Annotated in this window: 26 protein-coding genes; all 26 read left to right on the top strand. The window is 44.4% G+C overall.

From position 1 onward, the window contains the following. The first annotated feature begins 257 nt into the window (after positions 1-257). Positions 258-569 carry a 30S ribosomal protein S10 gene (gene rpsJ, locus ACQ31U_RS03700; RefSeq protein WP_001181005.1) on the top strand — a complete coding sequence of 104 codons (312 nt, stop codon included), beginning with the start codon at positions 258-260 and terminating at the stop codon, positions 567-569. A 28-nt stretch (positions 570-597) separates the two neighbouring features. After that, positions 598-1230, top strand: a complete 633-nt coding sequence (rplC, locus tag ACQ31U_RS03695; protein WP_431053739.1) for a 50S ribosomal protein L3 — start codon at positions 598-600, stop codon at positions 1228-1230. Between the two features lie 15 nt (positions 1231-1245). Further along, on the top strand, positions 1246-1851 hold the full coding sequence (gene rplD / locus ACQ31U_RS03690; protein ID WP_431053738.1) for a 50S ribosomal protein L4: 606 nt from the start codon (positions 1246-1248) through the stop codon (positions 1849-1851). After that, entirely contained in the window at positions 1848-2150 is a 303-nt protein-coding gene (gene rplW, locus ACQ31U_RS03685; RefSeq protein ID WP_431053737.1) for a 50S ribosomal protein L23, read from the top strand. Before rplD ends, rplW begins: the two co-directional genes overlap by 4 nt. Before the next feature lie 18 nt (positions 2151-2168). Beyond that, positions 2169-2990, top strand: a complete 822-nt coding sequence (rplB, locus tag ACQ31U_RS03680) for a 50S ribosomal protein L2 (protein WP_431053736.1) — start codon at positions 2169-2171, stop codon at positions 2988-2990. A 25-nt stretch (positions 2991-3015) separates the two neighbouring features. Further along, positions 3016-3288, top strand: coding sequence for a 30S ribosomal protein S19 (gene rpsS, locus ACQ31U_RS03675; protein ID WP_034615154.1), 273 nt, complete (start codon positions 3016-3018; stop codon positions 3286-3288). Between the two features lie 15 nt (positions 3289-3303). Then, positions 3304-3636 (top strand): 50S ribosomal protein L22, encoded by a 333-nt coding sequence (gene rplV, locus ACQ31U_RS03670; RefSeq protein WP_034615150.1) that lies wholly within the window; start codon positions 3304-3306, stop codon positions 3634-3636. Between the two features lie 10 nt (positions 3637-3646). Further along, complete coding sequence (gene rpsC, locus ACQ31U_RS03665; protein WP_431053735.1) at positions 3647-4348, top strand: 30S ribosomal protein S3; 702 nt, start codon at positions 3647-3649, stop codon at positions 4346-4348. Positions 4349-4361: 13 nt separating this feature from the next. Further along, positions 4362-4772, top strand: coding sequence for a 50S ribosomal protein L16 (gene rplP / locus ACQ31U_RS03660; protein WP_034615144.1), 411 nt, complete (start codon positions 4362-4364; stop codon positions 4770-4772). After that, entirely contained in the window at positions 4772-4963 is a 192-nt protein-coding gene (rpmC, locus tag ACQ31U_RS03655; RefSeq protein ID WP_017805230.1) for a 50S ribosomal protein L29, read from the top strand. Before rplP ends, rpmC begins: the two co-directional genes overlap by 1 nt. After that, entirely contained in the window at positions 4963-5217 is a 255-nt protein-coding gene (rpsQ, locus tag ACQ31U_RS03650; protein WP_431053734.1) for a 30S ribosomal protein S17, read from the top strand. Before rpmC ends, rpsQ begins: the two co-directional genes overlap by 1 nt. A gap of 211 nt (positions 5218-5428) precedes the next feature. Next, positions 5429-5800 carry a 50S ribosomal protein L14 gene (gene rplN, locus ACQ31U_RS03645; RefSeq protein WP_034615134.1) on the top strand — a complete coding sequence of 124 codons (372 nt, stop codon included), beginning with the start codon at positions 5429-5431 and terminating at the stop codon, positions 5798-5800. Positions 5801-5810: 10 nt separating this feature from the next. Then, entirely contained in the window at positions 5811-6134 is a 324-nt protein-coding gene (gene rplX / locus ACQ31U_RS03640; protein WP_431053733.1) for a 50S ribosomal protein L24, read from the top strand. A gap of 15 nt (positions 6135-6149) precedes the next feature. Further along, positions 6150-6689: a 50S ribosomal protein L5 gene (rplE, locus tag ACQ31U_RS03635; RefSeq protein ID WP_431053732.1), complete on the top strand. Its 540-nt coding sequence runs from the start codon at positions 6150-6152 to the stop codon at positions 6687-6689. Positions 6690-6701: 12 nt separating this feature from the next. Then, entirely contained in the window at positions 6702-7007 is a 306-nt protein-coding gene (gene rpsN, locus ACQ31U_RS03630; RefSeq protein WP_431053731.1) for a 30S ribosomal protein S14, read from the top strand. A gap of 38 nt (positions 7008-7045) precedes the next feature. After that, a complete protein-coding gene (gene rpsH, locus ACQ31U_RS03625; protein ID WP_431053730.1) occupies positions 7046-7438 on the top strand; it encodes a 30S ribosomal protein S8 in 393 nt (130 codons plus the stop codon). 15 nt (positions 7439-7453) lie between these two features. Beyond that, positions 7454-7987, top strand: coding sequence for a 50S ribosomal protein L6 (gene rplF / locus ACQ31U_RS03620; protein ID WP_431053729.1), 534 nt, complete (start codon positions 7454-7456; stop codon positions 7985-7987). 12 nt (positions 7988-7999) lie between these two features. Beyond that, on the top strand, positions 8000-8353 hold the full coding sequence (rplR, locus tag ACQ31U_RS03615) for a 50S ribosomal protein L18 (protein ID WP_431053728.1): 354 nt from the start codon (positions 8000-8002) through the stop codon (positions 8351-8353). Between the two features lie 14 nt (positions 8354-8367). Further along, positions 8368-8868, top strand: coding sequence for a 30S ribosomal protein S5 (gene rpsE, locus ACQ31U_RS03610; RefSeq protein WP_431053727.1), 501 nt, complete (start codon positions 8368-8370; stop codon positions 8866-8868). Positions 8869-8874: 6 nt separating this feature from the next. Further along, a complete protein-coding gene (rpmD, locus tag ACQ31U_RS03605) occupies positions 8875-9054 on the top strand; it encodes a 50S ribosomal protein L30 (protein ID WP_084257858.1) in 180 nt (59 codons plus the stop codon). Positions 9055-9058: 4 nt separating this feature from the next. After that, a complete protein-coding gene (rplO, locus tag ACQ31U_RS03600) occupies positions 9059-9493 on the top strand; it encodes a 50S ribosomal protein L15 (protein WP_431053726.1) in 435 nt (144 codons plus the stop codon). Positions 9494-9500: 7 nt separating this feature from the next. Next, on the top strand, positions 9501-10826 hold the full coding sequence (gene secY, locus ACQ31U_RS03595) for a preprotein translocase subunit SecY (RefSeq protein WP_431053725.1): 1326 nt from the start codon (positions 9501-9503) through the stop codon (positions 10824-10826). Positions 10827-10853: 27 nt separating this feature from the next. Beyond that, positions 10854-10967, top strand: coding sequence for a 50S ribosomal protein L36 (gene rpmJ / locus ACQ31U_RS03590; RefSeq protein WP_084589884.1), 114 nt, complete (start codon positions 10854-10856; stop codon positions 10965-10967). A 140-nt stretch (positions 10968-11107) separates the two neighbouring features. Next, positions 11108-11464, top strand: a complete 357-nt coding sequence (gene rpsM / locus ACQ31U_RS03585) for a 30S ribosomal protein S13 (protein WP_431053724.1) — start codon at positions 11108-11110, stop codon at positions 11462-11464. 15 nt (positions 11465-11479) lie between these two features. Then, positions 11480-11869: a 30S ribosomal protein S11 gene (gene rpsK, locus ACQ31U_RS03580; protein ID WP_005543603.1), complete on the top strand. Its 390-nt coding sequence runs from the start codon at positions 11480-11482 to the stop codon at positions 11867-11869. A 29-nt stretch (positions 11870-11898) separates the two neighbouring features. Continuing rightward, the gene (gene rpsD, locus ACQ31U_RS03575) at positions 11899-12519 is read left to right on the top strand and encodes a 30S ribosomal protein S4 (protein WP_431053723.1); all 621 of its coding nucleotides are present in this window, start codon (positions 11899-11901) and stop codon (positions 12517-12519) included. The last annotated feature ends 14 nt before the right edge of the window (positions 12520-12533 follow it).

The following is a 12533-nucleotide window of genomic DNA, read 5'->3' as shown; positions in this document are numbered from 1 at the left end:
ATAAGAAATAATCAAATTATTTTACGGAAAGTGCTTGCAATCTGTGCGCTGATTCTATAGAATCTGCGGACTTTCGTAAGAGAGTCGTTTGGTGTAATCATTTATCAAACGAGTGACAGCCTGAGGTTGTTGCTGACAATGTTCCCGATAGGGGAGCTAAAATAGGCTTAATCGCACTTCATTTTCACGTTTATGCAGTAGGGAAATTGAGGTGTCGGTTTTTTGTTATCTAATTTTTAGAATGGAGCTCTGGTCTCATGCAGAACCAAAGAATCCGTATCCGTTTGAAAGCGTTTGATCATCGTTTGATCGATCAATCCACTGCGGAAATCGTAGAAACAGCTAAGCGCACAGGTGCTCAAGTTCGTGGTCCAATTCCATTACCGACCCGTAAAGAGCGTTTCACCGTATTGATTTCTCCGCACGTCAACAAAGACGCGCGTGACCAATACGAGATTCGTACTCATAAACGTTTGGTCGATATCGTTGAACCAACGGAGAAAACTGTTGACGCGCTTATGCGTTTAGATCTGGCTGCCGGCGTTGACGTGCAGATCAGCCTAGGTTAATTAGGGAATTATTTAAGAGGTTAATACAATGATTGGTTTAATCGGTCGTAAAGTTGGTATGACTCGCGTCTTCACAGAAGCCGGTGTGTCTATTCCAGTTACCGTAATCGAAATCGAAGCCAACCGTGTGACTCAAGTGAAAACCCTTGAAACAGATGGCTATTCTGCAGTTCAGGTTACTACTGGCTCTAAAAAAGCAAGTCGTGTAACTAAGCCAGAAGCAGGTCATTTCGTTAAAGCAGGTGTTGAAGCTGGTCGCGGTTTATGGGAATTCCGTACCGAAGGTGAAGAGTTCGCTTTGGGGCAGGAAATTAATGTTGATGTCTTCGCAGACGTTAAAAAAGTTGACGTAACAGGTACTTCTAAAGGTAAAGGTTTCGCCGGTACAGTAAAACGCTGGAACTTCCGTACTCAAGATGCTACCCACGGTAACTCTTTGTCTCACCGTGTTCCGGGATCTATTGGTCAAAACCAAACTCCGGGCCGTGTATTCAAAGGTAAAAAAATGGCAGGTCACTTAGGTGCTGAGCGTGTAACCGTTCAATCCCTGGAAGTGGTTCGCGTTGATGCTGAACGTAAATTATTATTGGTCAAAGGTGCCGTTCCAGGCGCGACCGGTAGTGATTTAATTGTTAAACCCGCTGTTAAAGCTAAAGCATAAGTCTAGGAGATAGGAATGGAATTAGTAACTAAAGATGCACAAAGTGCATTGACTGTTTCTGAAACTACCTTCGGACGTGAGTTTAACGAAGCGTTGGTACACCAAGTTGTTGTTGCTTATGCAGCAGGTGCTCGCCAAGGTACTCGTGCACAAAAAACTCGTGCTGAAGTAGCAGGTTCAGGCAAAAAACCATGGCGTCAAAAAGGTACGGGCCGTGCGCGTTCCGGTAACGTGAAAAGCCCTATCTGGCGTTCAGGTGGTGTGACATTTGCGGCTAAGCCACAAGATCACAGCCAAAAAGTGAACAAAAAAATGTATCGCGGTGCAATTAAGAGCATTCTTTCCGAATTGGTTCGTCAAGATCGTTTGATCGTGGTTGAAAAATTCGAAGTTGCCGCCCCGAAAACAAAAGTGTTGGTTCAAAAATTAAAAGAGATGGCACTGGAAGATGTGCTGATCATTACAGCGGCTTTAGATGAAAATCTCTTCTTGGCTGCACGCAACCTTTACAAAGTAGATGTGCGTGACGTTCAAGCGATTGATCCGGTAAGTCTGATTGCTTTCGAGAAAGTCGTTGTTACCGCTGAAGCTGTTAAGCAAATTGAGGAGATGTTAGCATGATTCTAGAAGAACGTTTGCTGAAAGTGCTGAAAGCACCTCACGTCTCTGAAAAAGCGACTAATAACGCTGAACAGTCAAATACGATTGTTTTCAAAGTAGCGAAAGACGCAAACAAAGTGGAAATTGCCAACGCAGTTGAAAACTTGTTTGAAGTGAAAGTCGATTCTGTCCGTACAGTGGTTGTTAAAGGTAAAACCAAACGTCACGGTGCGAAAACAGGTCGTCGTAGCGACTGGAAAAAAGCGTATGTAACCTTGCAAGAAGGCCAAAATTTGGACTTTCTTGACAGTGCAGAGTAATCAGAGGAGTAGAAAATAATGGCTATCGTTAAATGTAAGCCGACCTCCGCTGGTCGTCGTCACGTAGTTAAAATCGTTAACCCTGATCTACATAAGGGTAAACCTTATGCGCCACTTTTAGATACCAAATCTAAAACCGGTGGTCGTAACAACTTCGGACGTATCACTACCCGTCATATCGGTGGTGGTCACAAACAACATTACCGTATCGTGGACTTCAAACGTAACAAGTTAGATGTACCTGCGGTTGTTGAGCGTCTGGAATATGATCCGAATCGTTCTGCAAACATCGCATTGGTGTTATATAAAGACGGTGAACGCCGTTATATCTTAGCACCGAAAGGTTTGTCAGCAGGCGATCAAATCCAAGCGGGAACCCAAGCGCCAATTAAAGTGGGCAACGCATTACCAATGCGTAATATTCCGGTTGGTACAACTGTGCATAACGTAGAATTAAAACCGGGCAAAGGCGGTCAAATCGCCCGTTCTGCCGGTGCGTATGTGCAAATCATTGCTCGTGAAGGTAACTATGTAACTCTGCGTCTTCGTTCAGGCGAAATGCGTAAAGTGTTATCTGAATGTCAGGCAACTATCGGTGAAGTCGGAAACTCCGAGCACATGCTGCGCGTACTGGGTAAAGCCGGTGCGAACCGCTGGCGTGGTGTTCGCCCAACCGTTCGCGGTACGGCGATGAACCCGGTAGATCACCCTCATGGTGGTGGTGAAGGTCGTAACTTTGGTAAACACCCGGTAACACCTTGGGGCGTTCAAACCAAAGGTAAGAAAACTCGCCACAACAAACGTACTGATAAATATATCGTACGTCGCCGTGGTAAATAATTTTAATTAATAAAGAGGATAAGCCATGCCACGTTCTCTCAAGAAGGGTCCATTTATTGACCTACACTTGCTGAAGAAGGTAGAGAAAGCGGTGGAAAGCGGGGATAAAAAACCAATTAAAACTTGGTCCCGTCGTTCAATGATCATTCCATCAATGATCGGATTGACCATCGCCGTCCATAATGGTCGTCAGCACGTTCCTGTTTTTGTGTCCGATGAAATGATCGGCCACAAATTGGGTGAATTTGCCCCGACTCGTACTTACCGCGGTCATGCCGCTGATAAGAAAGCTAAGTAAGGAAGGAAGTAAAAGATGGAAACTATTGCAAAACATCGTTTCGCTCGCACTTCAGCTCAAAAAGCTCGCTTAGTTGCTGATTTAATTCGCGGTAAAAATGTTGCTCAAGCTCTGGAAATTTTGACTTTCACTAACAAAAAAGCTGCGGCTTTAGTGAAAAAAGTTTTAGAGTCTGCAATTGCGAACGCAGAGCACAATGACGGTGCAGATATCGATGATCTTAAAGTTGCTAAAATCTTCGTTGACGAAGGTCCAAGCATGAAGCGTGTGATGCCACGCGCTAAAGGTCGCGCAGATCGTATTTTAAAACGTACAAGCCACATCACTGTGGTTGTGTCTGACAAGTAGGAGAATAACAATGGGTCAAAAAGTACATCCTAATGGTATTCGCCTAGGAATTGTTAAACCTTGGAGTTCAACCTGGTTTGCGAATACAAAAGATTTCGCTGACAACTTGGAAGGCGATTTCAAAGTACGTAAATTCTTGAACAAAGAATTAGCTAACGCTTCTGTTGCCCGTATCGACATCGAGCGTCCGGCGAAGAGCATTCGTGTGACCATTCACACCGCTCGTCCGGGTATCGTTATCGGTAAAAAAGGCGAAGATGTTGAAAAATTGCGTAACAAACTGGCTGAAATCACTGGTGTGCCTGCGCAAATCAACATCACCGAAGTGAAAAAACCCGAACTGGATGCGCGTTTAGTCGCCGAAAGCATTGCTTCACAATTAGAGCGCCGTGTTATGTTCCGTCGTGCAATGAAAAAAGCCGTACAGAACGCAATGCGCTTAGGTGCTCAAGGGATCAAAGTTGAAGTAAGCGGTCGTTTGGGTGGTGCAGAGATTGCACGTTCTGAATGGTATCGTGAAGGTCGCGTGCCTTTGCATACATTACGTGCAGACATCGATTATAACACAGCGGAAGCTCATACCACTTACGGCGTTATCGGCGTAAAAGTATGGATTTTCAAAGGTGAGATTCTTGGTGGAATGGCTGCAGTTATGCAATCAGAACAACAACCTGAAGCGCAGCCGAAAAAAGCGCGCAAAGGTCGTAAGTAAGGAGATTGAATAAATGTTGCAACCAAAACGTACAAAATTCCGTAAAGTCCACAAAGGTCGTAACCGTGGCTTAGCGGCAGGTACCGACGTCAGTTTCGGTACATTCGGTCTGAAAGCAGTTGGTCGTGGTCGTTTGACCGCACGTCAAATCGAAGCGGCTCGCCGTGCGATGACCCGTGCTGTTAAACGTCAGGGTAAAATCTGGATTCGTGTATTCCCGGATAAACCAATTACTGAAAAACCATTGGAAGTCCGTATGGGTAAAGGTAAAGGTAACGTTGAGTACTGGGTAGCCTTAATCCAACCGGGTAAAGTGCTATATGAAATGGACGGTGTGTCTGAAGAAATCGCAAGAGAAGCCTTTGCATTAGCAGCGGCGAAATTGCCAATCAAGACCACATTCGTAACTAAAACGGTGATGTAATGAAAGCTCAAGAACTACGTACAAAAACTGTTGAAGAGCTGAATGCTGAATTGGTTAACTTGTTAGGTGAGCAATTCAAATTGCGTATGCAAGCAGCCACCGGTCAGCTTCAACAAACCCATCAGTTAAAACAAGTGCGCCGTAGTATTGCGCAAGTTAAAACTGTTCTAACCGAAAAGGCGGGTGAGTAATGACTGATAAAATTCGTACAGTGCAAGGTCGTGTTGTCAGTGACAAGATGGATAAATCTTTCACTATCGCAATCGAACGTATGGTTAAACATCCGCTTTATGGGAAGTTTATCCGTCGTACCACCAAATTGCACGTCCACGACGAAGCTAACGACGCTAACGTTGGTGATTTAGTAGAAATTCGCGAATGTCGCCCAATTTCTAAAACCAAATCATGGACTTTAGTTCGTGTGATTGAAAAAGCAGTAATCTAATTATTGTTTTGAATCCAAAATAGAAAACCGCACTTTCAAAGTGCGGTTTTTTATTGCCGTTTCTCCTGCCGCATAAGCCGATAAATCTTGGCGATAACACGAAAATCCAGTTGCTTTCCTTTTGACCGTTTGATACAATCCGCACCCTGTTTGCATTGGGTAAACAGGTTCGTCCCGAAAGGGTTTATTTTGATTTTAGCGGAGCACTAATATGATCCAAGAACAGACTATGCTGGACGTTGCTGATAATTCAGGCGCTCGCAGCGTAATGTGTATCAAGGTTCTAGGTGGCTCACACCGTCGTTACGCTGGTATTGGCGACATCATCAAAATTACTGTGAAAGAAGCAATTCCTCGCGGTAAAGTAAAAAAAGGTGATGTATTAAAGGCGGTTGTTGTGCGCACCAAGAAGGGTGTACGTCGCCCAGATGGTGCAGTTATTCGCTTCGATGGTAATGCCTGTGTTATTTTAAACAATAATACCGAGCAACCAATCGGTACACGTATTTTCGGACCAGTGACTCGTGAACTTCGCTCAGAGAAGTTTATGAAAATCATTTCATTGGCCCCGGAAGTAGTGTAAGGAGAGTGTCATGGCTGCAAAAATCCGTCAAAACGATGAAGTAATCATGCTAACCGGAAGCGCTGAAAAGGGCAAAGGCAAGCGTGGTAAAGTAACAAAAGTTATGCCTAACGGTAAAGTGATCGTTGAAGGTTTAAACATGGTTTCCAAACATGAGAAACCGGTTCCGGCTTTAGGTAAAGCCGGTGGCATTGTGAAGAAAGAAGCGGCAATCGACGTTTCTAACGTAGCAATCTACAACCCTACAACGAACAAAGCTGACCGCGTAGGATTCCGGTTTGAAGATGGCAAAAAAGTCCGTTTCTTCAAATCTACTGGTGAAACAATTAAATAATACTGGAGTATAGCGATGGCGAAACTGCATGATTATTACAGAGATACAGTAGTAAGCGAATTGAAAAATAAATTCGGCTACAAATCTGTCATGCAAGTCCCACGAGTCGAAAAGATAACCCTGAATATGGGTGTGGGTGAAGCTCTGACCGATAAAAAACTGTTAGATAACGCGGTAGCGAATCTGGCGGCAATCAGCGGTCAAAAACCTTTAATCACTAAAGCACGCAAATCCGTTGCAGGCTTTAAGATTCGTCAGGGATATCCAATCGGCTGCAAAGTGACCCTACGTGGCGAACGTATGTGGGAATTCTTTGAACGATTGATTTATATTGCGGTTCCTCGTGTCCGTGATTTCCGTGGTTTAAACGCGAAATCATTTGACGGCCGTGGAAACTACAGCATGGGTGTGCGTGAGCAAATCATCTTCCCTGAAATCGATTACGATAAAGTGGATCGTGTTCGTGGTTTGGATATTACTATCACAACGACTGCGAAGACAGATGAAGAAGGTCAAGCATTACTGGCTGCCTTTAACTTCCCATTCCGTAAATAAGGCAGGTTACAAATGGCTAAAGTATCAATGAAAATGCGCGATTTAAAGCGCGCTAAATTGGCTGAAAAATTCTATGCTCAACGTATCGAGCTGAAAGCAATTATTTCAGACGCAAATGCCTCCGACGAAGATCGTTGGAACGCGGTGTTGAAGTTACAAGCTTTACCACGCGATTCCAGCCCGTCTCGTCAGCGTAATCGTTGCCGCCAAACCGGTCGTCCGCACGGTGTGTTGCGTAAGTTCGGTTTGAGCCGTATTAAGGTCCGTGAAGCTGCTATGCGCGGTGAGATCCCGGGTCTTAAGAAAGCAAGCTGGTAATCAACCACTTTATTTTGGAATCATGGGAGTAAAGACACATGAGCATGCAAGATCCAATCGCAGATATGCTGACCCGTATTCGTAACGGTCAGTCTGCGAACAAAATCGCGGTCAATATGCCTTCGTCCAAGCTAAAAGTGGCTATCGCCAATGTGCTTGCAGAAGAAGGTTATGTTGAAAGCGTGAAAATTTCCGAAGGTGCTAAACCTGAACTGGAAATCACTTTGAAATATTTCCAAGGCAAACCTGTTGTAGAAAGTATCCAACGTATCAGCCGTCCCGGTCTGCGTATCTATAAACGTAAAGACGAGTTACCAAGTGTAATGGGTGGGTTAGGTATCGCTGTCGTTTCTACATCTAAAGGTGTGATGACTGACCGTGCCGCGCGTAAAGCCGGTTTAGGCGGTGAGATCATCTGTTACGTAGCTTAATAGAGAGGTAGGAAGATGTCTCGTGTTGCTAAAGCACCCGTTAATATTCCTGCCGGCGTTGAGGTAAAACTTAACGGCCAGCTATTAACGGTAAAAGGTAAGAATGGTGAGTTATCTCGTACCATTCACAATGAAGTTGAAGTTAAACAAGAAGATGGTGCGTTGACTTTTGTTCCTCGTAACGAAGGCAAAAGCGCAAATGCACAATCCGGTACAACTCGCGCGCTTGTTAACGCAATGGTTATCGGTGTTACTGAAGGCTTCACTAAGAAGTTAAGATTGGTGGGTGTAGGTTACAGAGCTCAAATTAAAGGCAACAGCATTGCTTTAAGTTTAGGTTTCTCTCACCCGGTTGAGCACGCATTGCCGGCAGGTATCAAAGCGGAATGCCCGTCACAAACTGAAATCGTTTTGACCGGTGCAGACAAACAGCTTATTGGTCAAGTTGCAGCAGACATTCGTGCTTATCGCCGTCCTGAGCCTTACAAAGGCAAAGGGGTACGTTATGATGATGAAGTCGTACGTACCAAAGAGGCTAAGAAAAAATAATAAGGTAACACTATGGATAAGAAATTGGCTCGTATCCGTCGTGCAACTCGCGCACGTCATGCGATGAGAGAACAAGGAGTAACCCGTTTGGTTATTCACCGCACTCCTCGTCACATTTATGCGCAAGTTATTGCACCTAACGGTTCAGAAGTACTTGCCGCTGCTTCAACTGTTGAAAAAGTCATTAGTGAGCAAGTGAAATACACCGGTAATAAAGATGCTGCTGCAGTAGTAGGTAAAGCTGTTGCTGAAAGAGCGTTGGCTAAAGGCGTACAATCCGTTGCCTTTGACCGTTCCGGTTTTAAATATCATGGTCGTGTGCAAGCATTGGCCGATGCGGCTCGTGAAGCTGGTCTACAGTTCTAATAGAGGAATTTGAGATGTCAAACATCGAAAAACAAGCTGGTGAACTGCAAGAGAAGCTAATCGCGGTAAACCGTGTATCTAAAACAGTTAAAGGTGGTCGTATTTTCAGCTTCGCTGCATTGACAGTGGTAGGTGATGGTAACGGTCGCGTAGGTTTTGGTTACGGTAAAGCCCGTGAAGTTCCGGCAGCGATCCAAAAAGCGATGGAAAAAGCCCGTCGCAATATGGTTAATGTAGCGATTACAGAAGGTACTTTACAGCACCCTGTCAAGGGCGCTCACACTGGTTCACGCGTATTTATGCAACCAGCCAGTGAAGGTACCGGGATTATCGCAGGCGGTGCGATGCGTGCAGTATTAGAAGTTGCTGGCGTGCGTAACGTATTGTCTAAAGCATACGGTTCAACCAACCCAATTAACGTTGTCCGTGCAACTATTGATGCATTGGCAAATATGAAATCACCAGAAATGGTTGCTGCGAAACGCAGTAAAACCGTTGATGAAATTTTGGGGTAATTGATCATGGCAAAAACTATCAAAGTAACACAAACCCGTAGCTCAATCGGTCGTTTACCGAAACACAAAGCTACGCTTCGTGGTCTTGGTCTTCGCCGTATCAACCACACAGTCGAGTTAATCGATACGCCGGCTGTCCGTGGGATGATCAACCAAGTTTCATACATGGTTAAAGTAGAGGAGTAAGAGAATGCGTTTAAATACTCTGTCTCCGGCTGATGGAGCTAAAAAAAGTGCTAAACGTCTTGGACGTGGTATTGGTTCCGGTTTAGGTAAAACAGGTGGTCGCGGTCACAAAGGACAAAAATCCCGTAACAACGGTGGTGGCGTTCGTCGTGGCTTCGAAGGTGGTCAAATGCCTTTATACCGTCGTTTACCGAAATTCGGTTTCACTTCACAAAAAGCACTGGTTTCGGCTGAAATTCGTTTGAATGATTTAGCGAAAGTAGACGGCGAAGTGACCTTAGAGTCATTGAAAGCCGCGAATATTATTTCAAATAATATTCAATTCGCTAAAGTTATTCTTGCCGGTGAAGTTAAAAGTGCGGTAGTTGTACGCGGTTTGCGTGTAACTCAAGGTGCTAAAGCAGCAATCGAAGCTGCTGGCGGCTCAGTTGAGGAATAATTAATCAATGGCAAAACAACCAGGTTATCAAGCAAAAAGTACCCAAGGGGGTACAGGTGAACTGAAAAGAAGATTACTGTTTCTGTTAGGCGCATTAATCGTATTTCGCATAGGTTCATTTATTCCGGTTCCTGGTATTGATGCCGCTGTATTAGCTCAGTTGATCAATCAACAACAAGGTACCATCATCGACATGTTTAACATGTTCTCAGGTGGTGCCTTGAGCCGTGCTTCAGTCTTTGCGTTAGGGATCATGCCGTATATCTCGGCATCGATCATTATCCAGTTATTAACTGCGGTACATCCTGCGCTGGCAGAATTGAAGAAAGAAGGGGAAGCCGGTCGTCGTAAAATCAGCAAATACACACGTTATTCAACGTTGGTATTGGCAACGATTCAGGCGATTGGTATTTCTACCGGCTTGCCGAGTATGATTCCGGGATTAGTTCCAAACCTTGGTTTGGGCTTTTATATCACTGCGGTCGTGAGTTTGGTCACCGGCACCATGTTCCTGATGTGGTTGGGCGAACAAATTACCGAACGGGGAATCGGAAATGGGATTTCTTTAATTATCTTTGCAGGTATTGTCGCCGGATTGCCTTCTGCCATTGGTCAAACCATTGAGCAGGCGCGCCAAGGACAAATGAATGTACTGGTATTATTGTTGATTGCAGTTATTGTCTTTGCTGTGACTTATTTTGTTATCTTCGTAGAAAGAGGACAAAGAAGAATCGTCGTAAACTATGCCAAACGCCAACAAGGCCGTCATATGTTAGCGGCGCAAAGTTCGCACTTACCGCTTAAAGTCAATATGGCAGGGGTTATCCCGGCTATTTTTGCTTCAAGTATCATTTTGTTCCCGGCCACGCTAACCCAGTGGTTCGGACAAGGTGCTAACATGGAGTGGTTGTCGAATTTATCGTTGTTGCTAGCGCCGGGCGAGCCGATTTATTTGGTGCTGTATGCGGTGGCAATTATTTTCTTCAGTTTCTTCTACACGGCAATGCAATATAATCCACGAGATACTGCGGATAATCTGAAAAGATCCGGTGCATTTATTCCGGGTATTAGACCAGGTGAACAAACGTCGCGTTATATTGACAAGATCATGACTCGTTTGACTTTGATTGGCGCATTATATATTACGTTTGTTTGTTTAGTGCCTTATATTATGACCTCCGCTTGGAACGTCCAGTTCTACTTCGGTGGAACCTCACTTCTCATCGTGGTTGTGGTAATTATGGATTTCATCGCACAGGTTCAAAGTCACTTGATGTCGACGCAATATGAATCTGCGCTGAAGAAAGCAAACCTTAAAGGGTTCGGGCAGTAATCGCCCATAAGACAAAAGGGAAAAGCAATGAAAGTTCGTGCTTCCGTAAAAAAAATGTGTCGTAACTGCAAAGTGATCAAGCGTGACGGTATCGTTCGTGTGATTTGCAGTGATCCGCGTCACAAGCAACGTCAAGGTTAATCTCTAATTTTCCTTGCAAAGAATAAGCTGGGCAGTTATACTGCTCAGCTCATTTCGTCCTTGATATACTGTTTGAGTATCCTGAAACGGGCTTTTCAAGATCAGTATATCAATTAACTTTAAATAAATAGGAGTGCATAGTGGCCCGTATTGCAGGCATTAACATTCCTGATCACAAACATGCTGTAATTGCGTTAACTGCAATCTACGGAATCGGTAAAACCCGTTCAAAAGCCATCTGTGCTTCTGCCGGTATTGCCGAAGATGTAAAGATCAGAGAATTGTCTGAAGAGCAGATCGATATTCTGCGTGACGAAGTTGGTAAATTTACCGTTGAAGGTGATTTGCGTCGTGAAGTAACTTTGAACATCAAACGTCTGTTAGACTTAGGATGTTACCGTGGTTTACGTCATCGTCGTAGTTTGCCAGTACATGGTCAACGTACTAAAACAAATGCGCGTACCCGTAAGGGTCCTCGTAAGCCGATCAAGAAATAATCGGGGTAAATGATAATGGCTAAAACACCAGTTCGTGCACGTAAGCGTGTAAAAAAACAAGTCGTAGATGGCGTGGCACATATCCATGCATCTTTCAATAACACAATCGTTACCATTACAGACCGTCAAGGTAATGCTTTAGCATGGGCTACAGCAGGTGGTTCAGGTTTCCGTGGTTCGCGTAAATCTACCCCGTTCGCTGCACAGGTTGCTGCTGAGCGTTGCGCCGAGATCGTAAAAGAATTCGGTTTGAAAAATTTGGAAGTTATGGTTAAGGGCCCGGGCCCTGGTCGTGAATCAACAATTCGTGCGTTGAATGCTGCGGGTTTCCGTATCACCAACATTACTGATGTGACTCCGATTCCACATAACGGTTGTCGTCCACCGAAAAAACGTCGTGTTTAATGGCGTTATAGGATAGTTGGAGAAAGAAAATGGCAAGATATTTGGGTCCTAAACTCAAGCTAAGCCGTCGTGAAGGTACTGACTTATTCCTTAAGTCCGGTGTCCGCGCGATTGAATCAAAATGTAAATTAGATACCGCACCTGGTCAACACGGTGCTCGTAAAGCGCGTTTATCCGATTACGGTAGTCAATTACGTGAGAAGCAAAAGGTTCGCCGTATGTACGGTATCTTAGAGCGTCAATTCCGTAATTACTACAAAGAAGCTAACCGCTTAAAAGGTAATACCGGTGAAAACTTGTTGGTATTATTGGAAGGTCGTTTGGATAACGTTGTTTACCGTATGGGATTTGCGGCAACGCGTGCTGAAGCTCGCCAATTAGTGAGTCACAAAGCAGTTGTTGTGAATGGTCGTGTGGTTAATATTCCATCGTTCCAAGTTTCTGTTGAAGATGTCGTTGCTATTCGTGAAAAATCGAAAAAACAAGCACGTATTAAAGCATCATTAGAATTAGCAGAGCAAAGAGAAAAACCAACATGGTTGGAAGTTGATGCTGCTAAAATGGAAGGCGTATTCAAACGTATTCCTGAACGTTCTGATTTATCAGCAGACATTAACGAACATCTGATCGTTGAGCTTTATTCTAAATAATAGAGCTTAGAAGC

Source organism: Testudinibacter sp. TW-1, assembly GCF_050613185.1.
Classification (GTDB): Bacteria; Pseudomonadota; Gammaproteobacteria; order Enterobacterales; family Pasteurellaceae; genus Chelonobacter.
The sequence above is the reverse complement of the archived record's forward strand: the minus strand, read 5'-3'. Positions and strand labels throughout refer to the sequence as shown.